The organism is Haloferax mucosum ATCC BAA-1512, assembly GCF_000337815.1.
Lineage (GTDB): Archaea > Halobacteriota > Halobacteria > Halobacteriales > Haloferacaceae > Haloferax > Haloferax mucosum.
Map to the genome: position 1 here is coordinate 1 of NZ_AOLN01000017.1, position 18,778 is coordinate 18,778.

Genomic DNA, 18,778 nt, shown 5'->3' on the forward strand with positions numbered 1-18,778 from the left:
GGACGTCGTAGTGTAGTTAAGAAGACGGGCGCTGCAATTGCTGGATTGGGTCTATGCGCAACCGGCTCTGCAGCAGCCTCAAAATCAGATACCGAATCAGCTTCTACTGATTTGGATGTAGGCCTGTTTGACAGCAAAAACCACTACGTTAAATTTGAGATTGAGAGTGGTGATGGGTCACCTGACTATGAAGTAAACATTCCAGATCCAGACCCAAGACTCGTTAGTATTGAAAATAAGTGGACTGACGCACCCTCTAATGACAAAGTTATTAGCCATGACACTTGGACAAAAATTAAAGGCGGACTAGATGGTGCCGATAAACCATACAAGGACGAGATTGAATTCCATGCGAAGGAAGACCTTGATAAAGAAAAGAATTGGGAGATAGTTAGCGCAGACGCCGAGATTAGAGTTATCCTTGATGGAGAGGTAATTCAGCAAGGTTAAATTTAAAAGTTCGACTTTTTTATTTTAATTATCTACAAATCAGATTTCTTGAACCTTCGGTAGCCGAGGTATAGTGAGGAACCCGAAGTGAAGAGAAGAGCTGATATGCTGAATAAAAACAGTGGTACAGATAGTGTAGCAACACCGGGAGTGGCATCTACTAAGATAAACAAGCCTTCTTTAATCGTCTGATATGCCAAGAACGGGTTCAGGTGGTCAATGAATTGTACTACCGAGGCTTCGTGCTGAATTTGACTAACAGTTGAACCCGAAACGCCGTCCCCGGATAAAGCGACAAGCAACGGTCGAACTCCCCAAGCCCACACTCCAAAGCTACTGCTGTAGAATAGGTAAACCGCAAAACAACCCGCAATTGAACGGTACGATGTTGAAGTCACCGCCGAGATACCAATGGCAACTGTGGTCCAGAAGATCGTGAACGTGGTAATTAGCCCGGCCCACATAAAGAACAGTACTGGGAACGCTCGACCAAATTGGAGGATTACAAGCGCCTCAATGAGACCGACGAGTGGAAGTAGTATAAGAAGAGCTCCAGCTATCCTTGAGAACACTTTCACGAAGACGAATTCACGGCGAATTACGGGCAAACCAAGCACGGTACGGTGTGTTTTCGATACTCGTTCACCAGCGATAGCACGGTGCCCAAGTGAGACCCCTATAATTAGACACGCTGAACTAAACATTCCCGGAAGCCATGTTAGAGTCCCAACCATTCCGAATCTGGGGTCTGGTGAAATGTTTCGTAAGAGGCTAGGAGAGATAATTGCCAAGGCTATCGCAATGCTACCGACAGTGACCCAACTCCGGAATGTCTGTTTGAGGTCTTGGTAGAACAGAACCCAGAATCGAGAGCCTGTCCAGTGTTCCAGTTGGGGCAACACAGTTGGAGCCGATGCAAATGCCGCGTAGATGTACCGTCGGAGACGAGTCTGTCCCGACATTAGTTCACCACAGAGTTCCTGACGACGGAAACGCCGATAACCCAACAACAGCGGGAGAGCCCCAAAACCGAGGAACACCACCGTTCCAAATAGGTTCAACACAAGGCTCCCGGAAGGCGTACCGGGTCCAACCGTGTGAACTGACCAGCGCATGGCTTCCCAGAACGCGACGATCGGATTGAACCGTTCAGTGATACGAAGCCAAAATGGAGCGGTAGCCAGCGTTTCATACGTGGGAGATGAGAGTGAGCCAGTGGCTAGGAGAGAAAAAACGGGCCGGACAACAATCCCCCAAAGCCCGTGATTAGGGGAGAACAAGAAATAGGTTCCAAGCAGTAGTAAGAGGGTCCGGTAGCCGGACAGAGAGGCTGCTGAGTAACCGATTGCAACTGCAGCCCACACAATGACATATAAAATCATCCATACGCCCATCGTCCAAAACGGAAGGAAATGCTGTTGTCCGAATTCCTGAACGAGAAGGTAGTTCTCGATAAGCAGCATCGTCCCAATGGCGATGACGATTATTGTTGTCCGTGAGACTGTTTTTCCAAGAATTAGATCACGTCGCGTGCTCGGCAGGCCGAGAATGAATTGTATCGTTTGGGCTACTCGCTCGCCAGCGATAGCGTTGTAGCCAACCGCAGCTACGACGACTAACGATAATTTGCGAAGACTGTAAGGTACGAGAAATAGATATTCAATGAAGGGGCGCTGCTGTGTTGGCCCTGCAGTCGGCAAGTACATCAGTCCGAGCAGAATCACCGCACCCCAGACCAGTCGGTCTCGGAGCGCGTGACCGAAGTCGTGCCGTGCGAGCAAGAGAACCCGCTTCATGCGCGCGGAACCTCGACCGCCGTCTCCATGAAGACCTGTTCTAACGACGGTTCACCGGTCCTGACGTCGAGTATCGCCGCCTCGGTGTCGTCGAGGTGTGTGATAACGTCGGCTTTCGCGCTCGCGTCGGCGCAACCGACACGCAGGACGCCGTCACTCGTGGAGACCGCTTCGACGCCGTCGAAACACAGCAAGTCGTCCTGTATTCGGTCCGGAATCATATCGAGCGTGACCGATAGCTCGAACGGGACCTCCGGCGTCGTCCGGAGTGCTTCGACCGTATCGACCGCGACGAGGCGGCCGTCGTTCATGATACCGACGCGGTCGCAGATAGCCTCGACTTGGTCCATGATGTGACTCGAAAAGAAGACTGCCGCGCCGCGGTCACGCTCTTCTCGGATGATGTTGCGGAAGGTCTGTGCGCCGGTTGGGTCGAGACCGCCGAGGGGTTCATCGAGAATTATGAGGTCTGGTTCGCCGACGAGCGCAATCGCCAAGCCGAGACGCTGACGCATGCCTTTCGAAAAGCCCCCGACCGCCCGGTCGGCGGCGTCGGCGATGCCGACTCGTTCGAGCAACACCTGCGGGTCGTCGTCCGCGCGCTTCATCGCGATTGCGAATTCGAGATGCTCGCGGGCGGTGTCGCGCTCGTAGAAGCCGGTCGCTTCCGAGAGCACGCCGAGGCGTTCACGGGCGGCCCGCGGGTCCTCCTGCGGGTCGATGCCGAAGATGGAGGCGCGCCCAGCTGTCGGCCGCACGAAGTCGAGAAGGATATTGATAGTCGTGGATTTTCCGGCACCGTTCGGGCCGAGAAAGCCGAACACTTCGCCTTGTTCGACGGTGAGACTGACATCCTCCACTGCACAGATATCGCCGTATCGTTTCGTGAGAGAGCGTAGTTCGATTGCCACTATAGGCACATATAGAAGTATTCGTATTAAAATGTTTATTGTTATTTGACAGATTGTACGCCTGGACCAACCACAGTACATTTGTCAAAAGACGTGGTTCTACTCCCGAAAGAAAGAGAACCATCGACGATGGCCGAACGCTTTTGCTCTCCGGAGACCGCCCTCAACTATGGCCATTGGCGATGTCGAAGCCGTTCCGAACAGTTCTGACGTTTACTACGTCGATACCGGCATGTACGAGGTCGAACACTACGGGTCCGTCTACCTCATCGACGCCGAAAAGCCAGCGCTCGTCGATACCGGCATCGCGGCCGACCGCGAACACGTGTTCGCACTGCTGGACGAACACGGCGTCGACGACCTCGCGTACATTCTCCCGACACACGTCCACCTCGACCACGCGGGGGGTGCGGGCTATCTCGCTGAGCGCTACCCTGATGCGACCGTGATGACCCACGAAATCGGCGCGCCGCATCTCGTGGACCCGTCGCGTCTCATCGAGGGGACGAAAGCCGCCGTCGAAGACCAGTGGCGCTTCTACGACGAACCGCTTCCAATCGACGAATCGCGGGTGGAGTCTGTCACCGACGGCGACGAAATCGACCTCGGCGACCGGACGCTCACGGTACACCACGCACCCGGACACGCGCCGCATCAGGTGATGTATCACGACGACGGCGACGACCTGCTTTTCACCGGCGACGCGATGGGCATCTGGGAACCGCGGTCGCGGACGCTCTTGCAGACCTCACCGCCGTCGCAGTTCAACTTGGAGAAGGCGCTAGACGACGTTCGAACCATCGAAGATATCGACCCCAAAACTATCTGCTTCGGGCACTTCGGGCCGAAGCCGTACACCGACGACCTCGCAGAGGAGTACAAACGCGTGCTCGTGGAGTGGGTCGAAGCGGTTCGGCAAAAGCGCGCGGAACTCGACGACGAGGCGGTCATCACGCACTTCGTCGAACACACCGAGATGGACGAGGTTTGGGGCGTCCGGAAGGCACAGGACGAAGAGCGACTGAACGTCCGCGGCGTGCTCGGCTACCTCGATTACATCGGCGACGACGAGTAGACCGCGACCGTCAACGCCGTTTGTCGTCCCCCTATCTACGGTTTCCCGCGATATGGTGGGCTTTCAATTCTCCGAACGTACATAGTTTTAAATGTTGAATCATTACTAACAGAACATGGACTGGCGGGACGCAGAAGCGACGTTCGACGACCCGGTTATCGGTCGGACGACGCTTCCACGGATGTTCGAAGAGAGCGCGTCGCGGAACGCCTCACGAGTCGCACAGCAGTACAAAGGCGGCATCTACGAGCGCTCACTCGTCGACAAGGGCGTCGTACCGGCGGCCCCCGACGGCGCGTTCGGCGACGTCACCTACGAGAAGATGCGAGATATCGTTCGGAATCTCGCCGCCGGGTTCCGCGACCTCGGCGTCGAGGCGGGCGACCGAGTCGGTATTCTTTCCCACACTCGAATGGAGTGGGCACAGACCGATTTCGCCGTGCTCGGCGCTGGCGGTGCCGTCACGACGGTCTACACGTCGTCGTCGGAACGACAGGTCAGATACCTCCTGTCCGATCCCGGCGCGAACGCCGTCGTCGTCGAAAATCAGGAACTCTTAGAGCGCGTGCTCGCCGTCGAAGACGACCTCGACTTGTCGTTCATCGTCGTTATCGACGAGTACGAAGGCGACGAAGACCGCGACGACATCCTGACGCTCGGCGAGGTTTATCGCCGCGGAGAAGAGTGCTTCGACGAGTCCGAGTACGAATCGTGGTTGGACTCGCGCGACCCCGACGACCTCGCAAGCCTCATCTACACCTCGGGAACGACGGGGCAACCGAAGGGCGTCCAACTCACGCACTGGAACTTCCGGTCGAACGTCAACGAGAGCTATCGACGGTTCGGCCCGCGCCCCGACAAAGGTGACGTGCCCGCTATCAACCCCGACGCGGTGGCACTCTCGTTCCTCCCCTTGGCGCACGTCTTCGAGCGCATGGCCGGCCACTTCATGATGTTCGCCGCGGGCGCGACGGTCGCCTACGCGGAGAGTCCGGACACTCTCCGTGAGGACTTCCAACTCGTCCGGCCGACGACCGGGACGAGCGTTCCGCGCGTGTACGAGAAGCTCTACGATGCGATTCGGACGCAGGCGAGCGACTCGCCGGTAAAAAAGCGAATCTTCGAGTGGGCAGTCGGCGTCGGCCAAGCGTACCACACGACCGACTCTCCCGGCTACCTCCTGAGTGCGAAACACCGACTCGCCGACCGGCTCGTCTTCAACCAAGTCCGCGAAGCCCTCGGCGACAATCTCGAATTCTTCATCAGCGGCGGTGGAAGCCTCTCGGCGGAACTCTGCGCGCTCTATCACGCCATGGGTCTGCCGATTTTCGAGGGCTACGGACTCACCGAAACCTCGCCCGTCATCACCGTCAACCCGCCCGAAGCACCGAAAATCGGGACCATCGGCTATCCGCTCCGAAACGTCGAAGTCAAACTCGACACGACCGTCGTCGGCGACCAGACCGGCGATGCCGGCGGCGACGTCGGCGAACTGCTCGTCCACGGGCCGAGCGTCACCGCCGGCTATTGGAACCGACCCGAAGAGACCGAGGCGGCGTTCGTCGAAGACGATGACGGAACACGCTGGTTCCGAACCGGCGACGTGGTCGAACTCAGGCCGGACGGCTACGTCACGTTCCGCGAGCGCGCCAAGCAGATTCTCGTGCTCTCGACGGGGAAAAACGTCGCTCCCGGACCGATCGAAGACGCCTTCGCGTCGTCACCGGTGGTCGAACAGTGTATGGTGCTCGGCGACGGTCGAAAGTTCGTCTCAGCGCTCATCGTGCCGAGTTTCGATGGCCTGCACGCGTGGGCTGACGAGAAGGGAATAGACCTCCCCGATGACCCGAAGGCCATCTGCCGCGACGACCGCGTGTACGAACGCATCGAAGCGGAAGTCGAGGCGGCAAACGAGAACTTCGAATCCTACGAGCGAATCAAGCAGTTCCGCATCGTCCCCGAGGAGTTCTCCGAGAACAACGACCTGATGACGCCGACGATGAAAAAGAAGCGGCGCAACATCCTCGACCGCTACGCCGACGAGGTCAATCTCATTTACGACGAATCGGACCACCGGACCGAAGAGCGACGCGGTGGTGGCAAAGCGGCCACGCAGTAGAATCGGAGAGAATAAACTTTTCGTGGAGAATGTAAGACAAACGTTCTCGCAAGTCGGCGGAAATACCGCCCGAGATGTATGCTTTTATCTTGCGTCGTCACATGAACCGAATCCATGGAGGCGATATAAGTGGCCGCAGCAGGCGGGGGGAACCTCATCCCGCTCGTCGCCGCAATCATCGGCATCGGCGTGGTCTCGCAGGTGCTTTCGGACCGGTTTCGGGTCCCGAGCGTCGTGTTCCTCATCGCGTCGGGTATCTTACTCGGTCCGGAGGTGCTCGGCGTTATCTCTCCCGATTCGTTCGGGAACGCACTACAGGCGATCGTCGGTCTCTCAGTGGCTATTATCGTGTTCGAAGGGGCGTTTCACCTCCGAATCGACAAGCTTCGAGAGGCACCGTCCGCGACGTTCCGCCTCGTCACGCTCGGTGCGGTAATCGCGTTCGTCGGAACGGGTGTCGTCGTCCACTACGCGCTCGATGCGCCGTGGGCGGTTTCGTTCCTCGTCGGCGCGTTGCTCGTGGCGACCGGGCCAACGGTTATTGCCCCAATTCTCGAAGTCGTCCCCGTCCGCGACCGGGTCGGGACGGCACTCGACACCGAAGGTATCGTCAACGACGTAACGGCCGCCATCGTCGCCGTCGTTATCTTCGAGGCCATCATCGAGGGCGTCAGCAGTCCCAACGCTCTCGTGACGCTGTTCGCCGAGCGGCTCGGTGTGGGCGTCATCATCGGCGGTATCGTCGCCGGAACGCTGTACTACGTGCTTCGGTACGTCGATCTCTCACCCGGGAACGCGCCGCAGAACGCCCGACTGCTAACGCTCGCAGGCGCACTCGTATCCTACGCGGCCGCAGACTTCGTCGCCACCGAAGCGGGTATCGCCGCCGTTGCGACCGCGGGTATCCTACTCGGAAACACCGACATTCCGTACGAAGAAGAGATTTCGGCGTTCAAAGGCGATATCACGCTTCTCGTCCTCTCGTTCGTCTTCATCGCCCTCGCGGCACTCCTGGAGTTCGAGAACCTCCTCACCCTCGGCACCGGCGGTCTGGTCGTCGTCGCCGCTGTCGCCCTCATCATCCGTCCGCTTCTCGTCTTCATCTCGGCGAGAGGCGACCGATTTACCAGAGAAGAAAAGCTCTTTATGAGCTTCGTCGGCCCGCGGGGTATCATTCCCGCGTCGGTTGCGACGCTGTTCGCCATCGAGTTCCGCGAGAGAGCCGCAGAAGCCGCCGCCGAAGGCGCGGTACAGCAGGCCGCGATGCTGAATCAGAGCGCTTCGGTTCTCGTCGGGACGGTCTTCCTCGTCATTCTCATGACCGTCGTCTTCGAAGCGGGCCTCGCTCGACAGATTGCAGAATACCTCGACGTCATCCCAATGCGTGTACTCATCATCGGAGGCGGAAAAGTGGGCCGTGCGCTCGCCGAACGCCTCGCAGACCGTGGAGAGAACGTGGTCCTCATCGAACAGGACCAAGAAGTAGTCCAGACCGCCCGGAACAAGGGCTTTACCGTCCATCACGGCGATGGAACCGATACGGACGTCTTACGCTCGGCAGGGGCGGGTAACGCCAAGGTCGTGGTCGCCGCGACCGGTGACGACGACGTGAATCTGCTCGTCTCGCAACTGGCGAACTCGAAGTTCGACCCCGAGAGCGTCCTCGCACGGGCGAACAACCCCGACAACGTCGAGGCGTTCGAAGAACTCGGTGTCCGGACGATTTCGTCCACCATGGCTACCGCACAGGCGATGGACAACTACATCGAACGTCCGTCGATGTCGAACTGGATGGGCGAAATCGGTCGCTCCGGCGACGTACAGGAGGTCGAAGTCACCGCCGAGGTACTCATCGGCCGAACCATCCGCGAAGTCGGCCCGGAACTCCCGAACGGCTGTCTCATCACGCTCGTCTCTCGGAACGGTGATACGACCGTCCCGAACGCGGAGTTCACACTCCAAGAAGGAGACCGCATCACGATTATCGGCGAGCAGGACGCCGTCCGCAACGCCGAAACGTTCGTCCACCCGAACTAACGCATCACCGCGTTTTCTTTTTAGACGCTCTTCGTGCCCACCGCACGAAGACGGCCCAGTAGCCGACAGTGATGGCGACGAGGACATACCAGAGGGGTGCGCCGAGGTCGAGACTCGGGACGAGACCCGAAGACGCGACGCCGGCGGCCGCGGGCAACGCGAAAACCCCCGTCAGTACAGTCGTCGTGGGATTCATCGTCAGCATAGTCTCTGGCTGTGAGGTATGAACGTGACGGAAGCACCATATACGTTCATGATGGATGACGTGACAGCGAGTACGGCAAGCGCGACGACGAAGAGAGCGGTCTCGCGGCTGACTGTGGCAGTCTCGGGGCAGTGAAACTGAAGGTTGGTCGAAATAAAACGAATCAGTAACTACGGCTCGGCGCTTACCGGCTGAACTCGATTGCCGCGCCCTGTCCGAATCCGACACAGAGCGACGCTAGACCGCGGTCTACGTCCCGTTTTATCATCTCGTGGATGAGCGTCACGGGGAGGCGCGCGCCGGAGGCACCGAGCGGGTGGCCGAGGGCGATTGCGCCGCCGTTGACGTTGAGTTTGTCCTCGTCGATGCCGAGTTCGCGGCGGGAGTACTCACACTGACTGGCGAACGCCTCGTTGATTTCGACCAGTCCGTAGTCGTCGATGTCGCGGTCGGCGCGTTCGAGGAGACCGCGAGTGGCCGGAATCGGGCCGATACCCATAACGGTGGGGTCAACGCCGGCGACGTTGTTGGTGCCGACGGAAGCGAGCACGTCGAGACCGTGTTCGTCTGCGAACTCGCGGCTGGTGACGAGGACGGCGGCCGCGCCATCGGTGATCTGCGAGGAGTTCCCCGCGGTAACAGAGCCGTCACCCGAGAACGCCGGCGGGAGACCGCCGAGTGCTTCCAGCGACGTGTCGTGTCGGATGCCTTCGTCTTCGGTGACGACGCCGTCGTCCGTCTCGATAGGGACGATTTCGTCGTCGAAACGGCCGGTCTCGGTCGCGTCGGCGGCGCGCTCGTGGCTCCGGAACGCGAACTTGTCTTGGTCTTCGCGGGAGACTTCGTACTCCGCGGCGACTTTCTCGGCAGTCATCCCCATCTGGAGTTGGAAGACGTTGTACTGCTCGCTCAGTTCGGGGTGGAGGTGCTGGTAGGAGTCGCCGTCCATCGGGACGCGAGACATGCTCTCGACGCCGCCGGCGATGATGCACTCGCGGTTGCCCGCGGCGACGGCGTCAGATGCCGAGATGATGGCCTGCATGGACGAGGCGCACCAGCGGTTGATGCTCGTCGCGGGCGTTCCCTCGCCGAGTTCCGAGAGGAGCGCGATGACACGAGCGACGTTGTTGTCCTGTTCGGCGCGTTGCTGAGCGACACCCCACATCAGGTCTTCTACGTCGTCCGCAGAAACGTCGTGTTCGTCGAGGATGTGGTCGATGAGGGCAATCGAGAGGTCCTCGCTTCGAACGTCTTCGAAGACGCCACCGGACTTCCCGAACGGCGTTCGATACGCGGCCGCGATGACTGGTTCTGGCATGCCACACAATGAGGGTTCAAACACCATAAATAGTTTAGAACTCGTAAGACGTCGCAACGAGTTGTTTTGCGGCGGGTATCACGGATTTCGAGGCCGGTATCGGAGCGAGCCAGCCTCGGAAGCGCTCCGACGCTCTTATGCGTCTGCCCCGGCAATTTCTGGAGGATGAGTGAACGGGCGCTCGAGGTTGTCGAGTTTCTGCTGACGGCTCACCTCTACACCGACGACCGAACGCTTGACGAGAACGACCTTCCTCCGCGGTACCGGCGCGTCTTCTGGGCGGACGCCGGCGACGACGATGACGACGATTCGTCCGCGGCCGGCATCGAGCGACCGCTCGTGGTGACCGACTCTATCGCGCGGAAGGCGACAGGAGTCGAACACCCCTGGGACGCGATTTCGGACCTCATGTTCACCCAACGTGAGGATTTCTCCGGCCGCCTCTCTCTCACGCAACCCGAGATGGCGCTGGAGTGGTTCGTCAACCGTGCGGACTACGACCGGTTGGTGACGAACCCGACTATCGCAAAGGCGGTCGAAGGACGCGACGACGTGGACGTAACCCACGAGGCGGCGAGGGAGCAGACGCGGCCGATTCACGCCGACCGCGTGTGGATCGACAGCCTGCTGGACGAATACTTCGACGACGAGGACGATGCCGAAATGCTCGACCTCGTGCAGGTCCGCGCACCCGAGGAAATCGAGATGACCCTCGACGACCTCGTGCTCACGACCGACCAAGAAGGCGAGATTCACAAGCTCATGAAGGCCATCGAGCACCGCGAATACCTCGCGCAGATCGGTCTCCGTGAAATCGGGAAGATTCTCTTCGTCGGTCCGCCCGGGACCGGAAAGACGACCGTTTCGCGGGCGCTCGCCCACGAACTCGGACTTCCGTTCGTCGAAGTGAAGCTCTCGATGATTACGAGTCAGTATCTCGGCGAGACGGCGAAAAACGTCGAGAAGACCTTCGAGGTCGCAAAGCGACTCTCGCCGTGTATCCTCTTTATCGACGAGTTCGACTCGGTCGCAAAGACGCGCCGGTCTGACGAACACGCCGCGCTCAAGCGCGCCGTCAACACGCTCCTCAAGAGCATCGACGACATCTCGCTGATTCGAGACGAGGTGATTCTCATCGGCGCGACCAACCACCCTGACCAACTCGACTCGGCGGCGTGGCGACGCTTCGACGAAATCGTCAACTTCCCCAAACCGGACTACGGAATGCGCGCCGACATCCTGCGCGTCATCACGAACCGGATGGACATCGACGAGTTCGACCCCGAAGGCATCGCCGACGTGACCGAGGGACTCACCGGCTCGGACCTCCGACTCGTCCTCCGCGAAGCCGTCCTCGAAGCGCTCACCGAAGAGCGAATGGAACTCACGCAGGATGACCTGCTCGAAGCCGTCGCCGACTTCGAAGAGCGGGACAACCTGAAGAACCTCGATATGATGTCGGACTCGTCGGAACTCGTCGCCGGGTCAGACGACGGGCACGACCACAGTCACGACCACGCGGACGAACACGAAGGCGAGACGCAGAAAGACGCCGGCGCGGCGAAGTAACTGTATCGCGCAGTTCTGACAAAGTATTTATCTGTTGTCGAAACACGTCGAGTCGATGCCCTCCAGCAGAAGACGCTTCGTCCGAGCGATTGCGGCGGGCGGGTCGATGTCGGTGCTCACCGGCTGTGCGTCAGAATCCGAGGAATCGACCGCGACGCCGCTTCCTGAACCCGAATCGAACCCTGCACCCGCTTCTGGTGACTCGATTACGGTCTCGCGCGACTACCGAGACTCGTCGAAGTACGACTACTATCCCGATACCGGGGAGATTCGCCGACGCACCGGCTACCGAAAGCACACCAACGAGTCGGGAACCACCAAAGAGCCGATATACACGCGGGAACCGGCATCGTCGTGGGTGACTCGGTCTGGCGGGACTGTCGCAGGGAAAGCGGCGATGCAGACGGTGCGGAAGCGGCTCGACGTCGAGTCGTTAGATAACCTCACGCAGGGAATCGGATACGACGACGGTGTACGACGAGTGATGATCGGCTACGTGGTGTGGCCGAATCGGAGCGGTGAAACACGAACTCCGGCAATCGAGTTCGAGACGCTCGTCGATGCCGTTCCCGCCACAGTGACGACGAAACTGCAGTTCGAGGAGACGGTGCTTTCGGCTACGTTTCATCCCGTAGTCGAATTCCGACAACAGTATCTCGACTGAATCGAAGTTGTAACGGCATTTGATATCGAGGGTGAGGATATAGAACAGCATATCGAGACGTGTTATGCGAGCGCGCTGAAAGAGTCCAGTACCCACCTCTCAAACTCCGTAGAAGCCATAAACGACGGGGATAACGAACGAGCAAACGCGGAACACGAGAAAGCGATGGAAACACTCGATAAGTGTAGCTTCAGCTCGTAAGCGAGTCGTCTCGGCCACGTTTAAGCCACACCACCGCTGTTCTTTGAACTGATGCGCGTGACCCTCCTCGGTACCGGTGACACGACCGGGACACCGACCGTCGGCTGTGACTGCGACACCTGCCGCGAGGCCCGCGAACGGGGCATCGAGCGGACACGCTTTTCGGTTCACGTCGAAAACGAGCGAACCGACGAATCACTGCTCGTCGATTTCAGCCCCGACTTCCGTCACCAGTTTCTCACCCACGAGACGCCGCTCCCGGACGAGGCGCTCGTGACCCACATACATTTCGACCACCTCGACGGTCTCGGGAACGTCTACCGCCTTCTCGACGACCTCGATGTACACGCCGCAGACGAGGTTGACCCGGTGACAGACGAGAGCGTCGCCGACACGGTTCGCTCGAAGTTCCACTACCTCGACCGTATCTCGGTCGAAGCCCAGACGCCGTTCGAATCGTTTCGCGCCTGCGGATTCGACGTGACGCTCGTCCCGGTCGTACACCCGCCGCTCGTCTGCTATGGTGTCGCCATCCAGGACCCAAAGACGGGTGCGAAGCTCTCGCTTTCGGGCGATACGACCTACGCGATTCCCGAGGACTCACGTGACGTCCTCCGTGACCCCGACTTACTCCTCGCGGAAGCAATCGTTCCCGCATCAGTCTGCGAATATCACCCCATCGGCGGCGACGACTACGATGAAGACGGCGTCCCGCGGACGTTCGGGACGAAACACATGACCCGCGAAGGCGCACTCGCGCTCGGCGAAGACCTCGACGCCGACGTAACCCGACTCGTCCACGTCGCACACTACTATCCGCCGGACGAAGCGTTCGAAGAACCGCTGGCCGTGGACGGCGAAGTGTACGAATTGTAATCAGGTTTTTGTCGGCGCGCGAGGAGCGTGGGGTATGGTCTCCACCGCACGAACACCCCGCGGCGTCTCGGCGTTGTCACTCGGAGCGAGGGCGTCACTCGGAGCGAAACTGTCTCTCGGAGGACACGCATGAGTCTCCGAGCGATTGTGACGGACAAGGCGTTTAGATACCTCGTACTCACGGGTGCTGGCGTGGCGGTAGCGAACCTCGTCACGACGTATCTCAAAAACGGACAGGTAGACGTCGCCGGGTCTGTCATCCAGTTTACTATCGTCGGCGTCATCGCGGTTCCGCTCGTCGGCTACTGGAACTTCATGGACAGACGTGCCGAACGCGAGTGACCACACCAATCGAAGATTCCAGACCTGACTACTTCGTGTTCGTCTCCTCGCAAGCCGGCGTGCGACTCGCTGTGAAAGTAGTCAGTGTTATTTGCAATAGTTAAAGTTCAGTTTATATGACGGAGGATGCGGGTCGCGCGCGGAGAAGGGTAGATAGCGTTCGCCGGCGAGTATTACAGGGCGTCGTCGCCAGCATCGGCGGTGTTTCGGGGTGTCTCGGAGGCGCCCCGAGCGGACACTCACCTACCGAGCAATCGGCGGACGGCGAACGGACGTTCCGCGTCGGGTCACCGTGGACGCCGGATTCGCTCGACCCGGCGATTAACGGCTGGCTGTGGCGTCGAATCACCGTCATCGAGCCGCTTCTGACGGTCGATTACGACACGTCTATCACCGCGGGACTGGCAACGTCGTGGGAGCAGACCGACGACGAAACGTGGGTATTCGAACTCAGAGACGATGCGGAATTTCACGACGGAACGCCGGTAACCGCGGATGCAGTCGTCTTCTCGTTGAACCGTGCGTTCGACTCGAACGCGCTGGCGGCACTGCCTATCGAGTCGGTGTCGGCAGTGAATAAACGGACAGTCTCTCTCACGACAGACGAGCCATTTGCGCCGCTTCCGGCGCACTTGACTCGCGGGAGAACCGGTATCATCGCGCCGAGTTCCACCGACTCGGATGGAGACGTTACCGAACCGGTCGGAACCGGACCGTTCGAGTTCGCGTCTTGGGAGCCGGGGAGGACAATCACGGCGACCGCGAATCCGGCGTACTACGGCAAGATACCCGAGATTGACCGCGTAGTCTACGAAGGAGTCACCGACTCACAGACGCGCCGTCTCAAACTCAAGAACGACGAACTCGATATGGCGCGGATTCTGCCGAACCAGTCGGTCGAACAACTACGAAATGTGGAAAATCTGAAGGCATACACCTACGAGATTCCGCGGTCGAGGTTTTTGGTCTTCGACACGACCACAGAACCGTTTTCCGACCGACGCGTCCGCCAAGCAGTCATGCACGCCATCGACCGCGAGATGCTCGTCGAATCGCTTCTCGAAGGCGTCGGGTCGGCGGCGACCGGCCCGTTCCCGCCCGAAGTGACCTCGTGGGCGAACGACGACCTCGAACCGTACGAGTATGCGCCTGAACGGTCGGCCGAACTCCTCACAGCGGCAGGTTGGGAGCAGGTGGACGGGACGCGCCAACGAGACGGTGTCTCACTCGACGTAGACATCTGGACGTACGAATCTCGGCCGCTTCTCTCTCCGATTGCGCAGGTGCTCCAAACGAAGTTAGGTGAGGTCGGCTTCGACGTCTCCGTCCGGACGATGGAATCGGCGACGATTCGAGAGCGGGCACAGTCGGACGCGTTCGGGATGGTGCTGTGGTCGAACTCGGTGTTGTGGTATCCCGACCCGGACCGCCTGACGGATTTCGCCCACTCCAGCGAGGCGACGATGTGCAGCGGATACGCAAACCCCGAAGTCGATTCTCTCCTCGAACAGGGACGGACGACGGCGAACACCGAAGAGCGCAAGCGGATATACGATGAGGTGCAAGCGATACTCCAACGCGACGTGCCAATCGGGTGGTTGACGTACTACACGAACGTCGTCGGGACGCGCGCCGACGTGACGGGGTATCGACCGCATCCGACGGAGGCCGCATACCATCTCGAACGCGTGAATAACTAGCGTCGGAAGGACGAGAATCCAGTCATTTTATTGTCACAAAAAGCGGTCGAGTCCCGACTGTCGGCGGCGGACACCGCTCGGCGCTTCGACCCACCCAGTTCGGCCCTCACGGAGTCCGGAAAAGTCGTGTTCCGGCGGGTCGCTCGCTTCGAATGCGGGACACTCGGGACCACACTCCGAACCGGGGTCAACCACGCGGCCGAAGTGGTCACAGACGGGGCGACCGTCGTCATCGACGCCAGCGCGGACACACGCGGGGAGGTCGTAGCCACGCCAGCCTTTGCCGTAGGCTCGCTCTGCGAGTCGGAGGCGAGCGGTTCGTTTGTCGGCAGGCGAGACGAGCGCGACATCTGTGTGAAGCGAGTGGTATTCGACCGGTTCGACGCCGGTCGCGCCGGTGGCGAGCGAGTCGGCGTCGCGGACGACCTCGCGCTCGCCGGTTTCGGGGTCGAATCGCCAGACTCCGACTTCGTCGGGGATGCGGTTCAAGTGTGCGCCCGTGACGTAACTCTCAGTTGCGAGAACGACTTCGTCGAAGAGCGCGAGATGCACGTCGAGTCGGAGTTGTCGAACGAGGTCCCCCGGTTCGCCGAGGTCCGGTTTGTTCTCGATGCCGACGAGACGAGAAAACCAGTCCTCCGGGTAGCGAGTCGCGCGCCGGACGTACTCTCGACTGCGGCGACGCTCGGACTCAAAAAAGCCGGCTTCGACGGCGCGGTCCGTGGCGCGACGAGCGCGGGTTGGATGGCAGTCGAACGCGTCGCGCCAGAAGACGGCGCGTCCGACGCCGACGTCGCTTTCGATGGCAGTCGCGGGGATGTCGCGTGCGGTGATGCGAGTGCGGTCGGCGAATTCGGGGCCCGGAACGACGGCGCACACGTCGATGATTCGGCTCCCGGGCGAAGCGACAGCGGCACCGAGTTGTCGAGCGGGAAGCCAGTTCGTCGTCTGTTCGAGGTGCGCGCACAACGCCAGTTCGAAGGCGAATTCCGAGGGTGACGAGACCGGACCGGGCACAGAGAGAGGTCAGGCGGCGACCCTCAAAAATGTCGCTCTGGTGTTGAGGCGGTCGTTAGAGACGGCAAAGAATCTCGAATTTGATTCTCGGGGGTGAACATATTTGAAAGAGAACGCGTCAGTACTGACCGATGAAGGGGGAAGAAGATGCAACACACAGCATTAGACGGAGAACATACCTCGGCCTCGCGGCGAGCGCAGGAGTAACCGGTCTCGCCGGATGCACGTCCGGGAGCACCGCCAGCGCCGCGCGGGCACCGCCCGAGCTACCCGAAGAACTGCTCGAATCGGGGGGCTGGGAGTACATCGGCGGTCAGACGCTCGACCCGGCCTTCGAACAGTCGGTCGGTCCGGTGAGCGTCTCCGCGGCGTTCGAGACTGTCGTCTACGAAGACACGGAACTCGCGGCCGAAATCAAACAAAAGACGCTCGGGCAGGCAGAAGGACAGTTCCTGCTGTTTTTCGCCACGCGCGTGACGCTCAACCCGAGCCTCTCGAACATACCCGATGCGGCCCGCGGAGCGGTCGTCGATCAGATAGAGGCACAAGCACGGACGCAGTACAAACAACAATTAGAGGAGGTCGATGTCACGAACATCGAACAGTCGGGAACCGGGTCGATGACGGTCGAAACCGGCGAGTCGGCGCGCGTGACCAACTACACGGCTACGGTCCCGTTCGAGTCGATCACCTTCCCGTTCACCGAGGAACAGGAGTTCGTCATCGAGGGAGACACCGTCGATGTGAACGGACTGCTCGCCGTCTGGGAACACGACGGGACAGTTCTCGTCGCGGGCGGCGCGTATCCGGGTGAGAACTTCGAACTCAACGTCACCGACGAACCGACCGATGCTATCGAAGTGGCGGTCGATATCGACCTCGGACTGACGCCCGACGCCTACCGGGAGGAGCTTCACGAACTCATCAAAGCGGTCGAATAACCGCGAAGCGACGACGCTGTAGTAGCGCTTGCACGCCAGTACACGCCCGACCGAACACTGTCACGGCGTTGGCTGTGTACCCGGTTGCAACCGTGACTCTATTTGTACTGCTGTCCGCCGAAAGACGGCTGGCTGTATCACGGAGAATAGTGCGTCGGCACCGCCACACCGCAGTTGAGACGCAGGTAAACGACTGTTCGCGGTGTGTGACCGCCCGACGTATCGATAGCCGTTGCCGTTCGGAGAACAGCACCTTTATCAGTTGTTCGGGTCCAAATTCACGCAAGATTACTCTCAGGAGGTCAATGGTGACGAAAAACCCACAACAACCGGAGGTGAACATCGGACTCGTCGGTCACGTAGACCACGGAAAGACGACGCTCGTGCAAGCGTTGTCCGGCTCGTGGACGGACCAGCACTCGGAAGAGATGAAGCGCGGTATCTCCATCCGACTCGGCTACGCCGACGCGACGTTCCGTCAGATTCCCGGCGCCGACGCGCCGGAGTGTTACACAGTCGAAGAAGAGACCGAAGACGGGGCCGAGACGGACGTTCTTCGCACCGTCTCGTTCGTTGACGCGCCCGGACACGAGACGCTCATGGCGACGATGCTCTCTGGTGCCGCCATCATGGACGGTGCCATCCTGCTCGTGAGCGCGACAGAAGACGTGCCGCAGGCGCAGACGGCCGAGCACCTGATGGCGCTCGATATCATCGGTATCGAGAACATCGTCATCGCGCAGAACAAGGTCGATCTCGTTGACCGCGAGCGCGCGGTCGAGAACTACGAACAGATCAAGGAGTTCGTGGAGGGGACGGTGGCAGAAGACGCACCCATCGTGCCTATCAGCGCCCAACAGGAGGTCAACCTCGACCTGCTCATCGAGGCTATCGAGTCGGAGATTCCGACGCCCGACCGCGACGAGACCGAAGACAGCCAGATGTACGTCGCGCGCAGTTTCGACATCAACCGCCCGGGAACGACCTGGGACGGACTCATGGGCGGCGTTATCGGCGGCAGTGTCGTCGCCGGAAAACTCGAAGAAGGCGACGAACTCGAACTCCGGCCCGGCCGCGAAGTCGAAGAGGAAGGTCAGACCGAGTGGCGTTCTATCACGACCGAGATTCGTTCGCTCCAAGCGGGCGGTAACATGGTTGACGAGGTCCGCCCCGGCGGTCTCTGCGGTGTCGGGACCGGTCTCGACCCGAGCTTCACGAAAGGCGACGCCCTCGCGGGACAGGTCGCCGGCGAACCCGGTACGCTCCCGCCGACGCGCGAGCAGTTCACGATGAACGTGGAACTGCTCGACCGCGTCGTTGGCGGCGATGCCGACGACGGTATCGAGGAGATTTCCACCGGCGAGCCGCTGATGCTCACCGTCGGCACCGCGACCACGGTCGGCGCGGTGACGAGTGCGCGAAGCGGCGAGGCCGAAGTCTCGCTCAAACGTCCCGTCTGTGCCGAGGAAGGCACGAAAATCGCGATCAACCGCCGTGTCGGCGCTCGCTGGCGTCTCATCGGTATCGGGACGCTCAAGTGACGTGACCGCCACCGTA

Annotated in this window: 16 protein-coding genes; 11 read left to right on the top strand and 5 right to left on the bottom strand. The window is 60.1% G+C overall.

Annotation, left to right across the window (positions count from 1 at the left end):
• The coding region (locus C440_RS17565; protein WP_161605932.1) for a hypothetical protein at positions 1 to 450 on the top strand (450 nt) is incomplete at its 5' end.
• Between the two features lie 32 nt (positions 451 to 482).
• On the opposite strand, the gene C440_RS11880 is transcribed toward C440_RS17565, so the two are convergent.
• Both C440_RS11880 and C440_RS11885 read right to left on the bottom strand, forming a co-directional pair.
• Complete coding sequence (locus C440_RS11880) at positions 483 to 2,246, bottom strand: ABC transporter permease (protein ID WP_008320736.1); 1,764 nt, start codon at positions 2,244 to 2,246, stop codon at positions 483 to 485.
• Positions 2,243 to 3,157: an ABC transporter ATP-binding protein gene (locus tag C440_RS11885; protein ID WP_008320737.1), complete on the bottom strand. Its 915-nt coding sequence runs from the start codon at positions 3,155 to 3,157 to the stop codon at positions 2,243 to 2,245. Before C440_RS11885 ends, C440_RS11880 begins: the two co-directional genes overlap by 4 nt.
• A gap of 169 nt (positions 3,158 to 3,326) precedes the next feature.
• On the opposite strand from C440_RS11885, the gene C440_RS11890 reads away from it, so the two are divergent.
• From C440_RS11890 to C440_RS11900, 3 genes are all read left to right on the top strand, one after another.
• The gene (locus C440_RS11890) at positions 3,327 to 4,232 is read left to right on the top strand and encodes an MBL fold metallo-hydrolase (RefSeq protein WP_008320738.1); all 906 of its coding nucleotides are present in this window, start codon (positions 3,327 to 3,329) and stop codon (positions 4,230 to 4,232) included.
• A 115-nt stretch (positions 4,233 to 4,347) separates the two neighbouring features.
• Positions 4,348 to 6,351 (top strand): AMP-dependent synthetase/ligase, encoded by a 2,004-nt coding sequence (locus C440_RS11895; protein WP_008320739.1) that lies wholly within the window; start codon positions 4,348 to 4,350, stop codon positions 6,349 to 6,351.
• Between the two features lie 129 nt (positions 6,352 to 6,480).
• The gene (locus C440_RS11900; protein WP_008320740.1) at positions 6,481 to 8,388 is read left to right on the top strand and encodes a cation:proton antiporter domain-containing protein; all 1,908 of its coding nucleotides are present in this window, start codon (positions 6,481 to 6,483) and stop codon (positions 8,386 to 8,388) included.
• A 4-nt stretch (positions 8,389 to 8,392) separates the two neighbouring features.
• Here the strand turns inward: C440_RS11900 and C440_RS11905 are convergent, their stop codons facing one another.
• Both C440_RS11905 and C440_RS11910 read right to left on the bottom strand, forming a co-directional pair.
• A complete protein-coding gene (locus C440_RS11905) occupies positions 8,393 to 8,584 on the bottom strand; it encodes a hypothetical protein (RefSeq protein ID WP_049915808.1) in 192 nt (63 codons plus the stop codon).
• A 193-nt stretch (positions 8,585 to 8,777) separates the two neighbouring features.
• Entirely contained in the window at positions 8,778 to 9,911 is a 1,134-nt protein-coding gene (locus C440_RS11910) for a thiolase family protein (RefSeq protein WP_008320742.1), read from the bottom strand.
• A 165-nt stretch (positions 9,912 to 10,076) separates the two neighbouring features.
• Between C440_RS11910 and C440_RS11915 the strand changes: the two genes are divergently transcribed.
• From C440_RS11915 to C440_RS11935, 5 genes are all read left to right on the top strand, one after another.
• Positions 10,077 to 11,480 carry an ATP-binding protein gene (locus tag C440_RS11915; protein ID WP_008320743.1) on the top strand — a complete coding sequence of 468 codons (1,404 nt, stop codon included), beginning with the start codon at positions 10,077 to 10,079 and terminating at the stop codon, positions 11,478 to 11,480.
• Positions 11,481 to 11,535: 55 nt separating this feature from the next.
• A complete protein-coding gene (locus tag C440_RS11920) occupies positions 11,536 to 12,144 on the top strand; it encodes a hypothetical protein (protein WP_008320744.1) in 609 nt (202 codons plus the stop codon).
• A gap of 252 nt (positions 12,145 to 12,396) precedes the next feature.
• Entirely contained in the window at positions 12,397 to 13,221 is an 825-nt protein-coding gene (locus tag C440_RS11925) for an MBL fold metallo-hydrolase (RefSeq protein WP_008320745.1), read from the top strand.
• Positions 13,222 to 13,350: 129 nt separating this feature from the next.
• The gene (locus C440_RS11930) at positions 13,351 to 13,563 is read left to right on the top strand and encodes a hypothetical protein (protein WP_008320746.1); all 213 of its coding nucleotides are present in this window, start codon (positions 13,351 to 13,353) and stop codon (positions 13,561 to 13,563) included.
• A gap of 116 nt (positions 13,564 to 13,679) precedes the next feature.
• The gene (locus C440_RS11935) at positions 13,680 to 15,263 is read left to right on the top strand and encodes an ABC transporter substrate-binding protein (RefSeq protein WP_008320747.1); all 1,584 of its coding nucleotides are present in this window, start codon (positions 13,680 to 13,682) and stop codon (positions 15,261 to 15,263) included.
• A 33-nt stretch (positions 15,264 to 15,296) separates the two neighbouring features.
• Here the strand turns inward: C440_RS11935 and C440_RS11940 are convergent, their stop codons facing one another.
• Complete coding sequence (locus C440_RS11940) at positions 15,297 to 16,280, bottom strand: DUF5787 family protein (protein ID WP_008320748.1); 984 nt, start codon at positions 16,278 to 16,280, stop codon at positions 15,297 to 15,299.
• Positions 16,281 to 16,411: 131 nt separating this feature from the next.
• Here C440_RS11940 and C440_RS11945 point away from each other — a divergent pair, with 131 nt between their 5' ends.
• Positions 16,412 to 17,221 (top strand): DUF6517 family protein, encoded by an 810-nt coding sequence (locus C440_RS11945; RefSeq protein WP_008320749.1) that lies wholly within the window; start codon positions 16,412 to 16,414, stop codon positions 17,219 to 17,221.
• Positions 17,222 to 17,526: 305 nt separating this feature from the next.
• A complete protein-coding gene (locus C440_RS11950; RefSeq protein ID WP_008320750.1) occupies positions 17,527 to 18,762 on the top strand; it encodes a translation initiation factor IF-2 subunit gamma in 1,236 nt (411 codons plus the stop codon).
• The last annotated feature ends 16 nt before the right edge of the window (positions 18,763 to 18,778 follow it).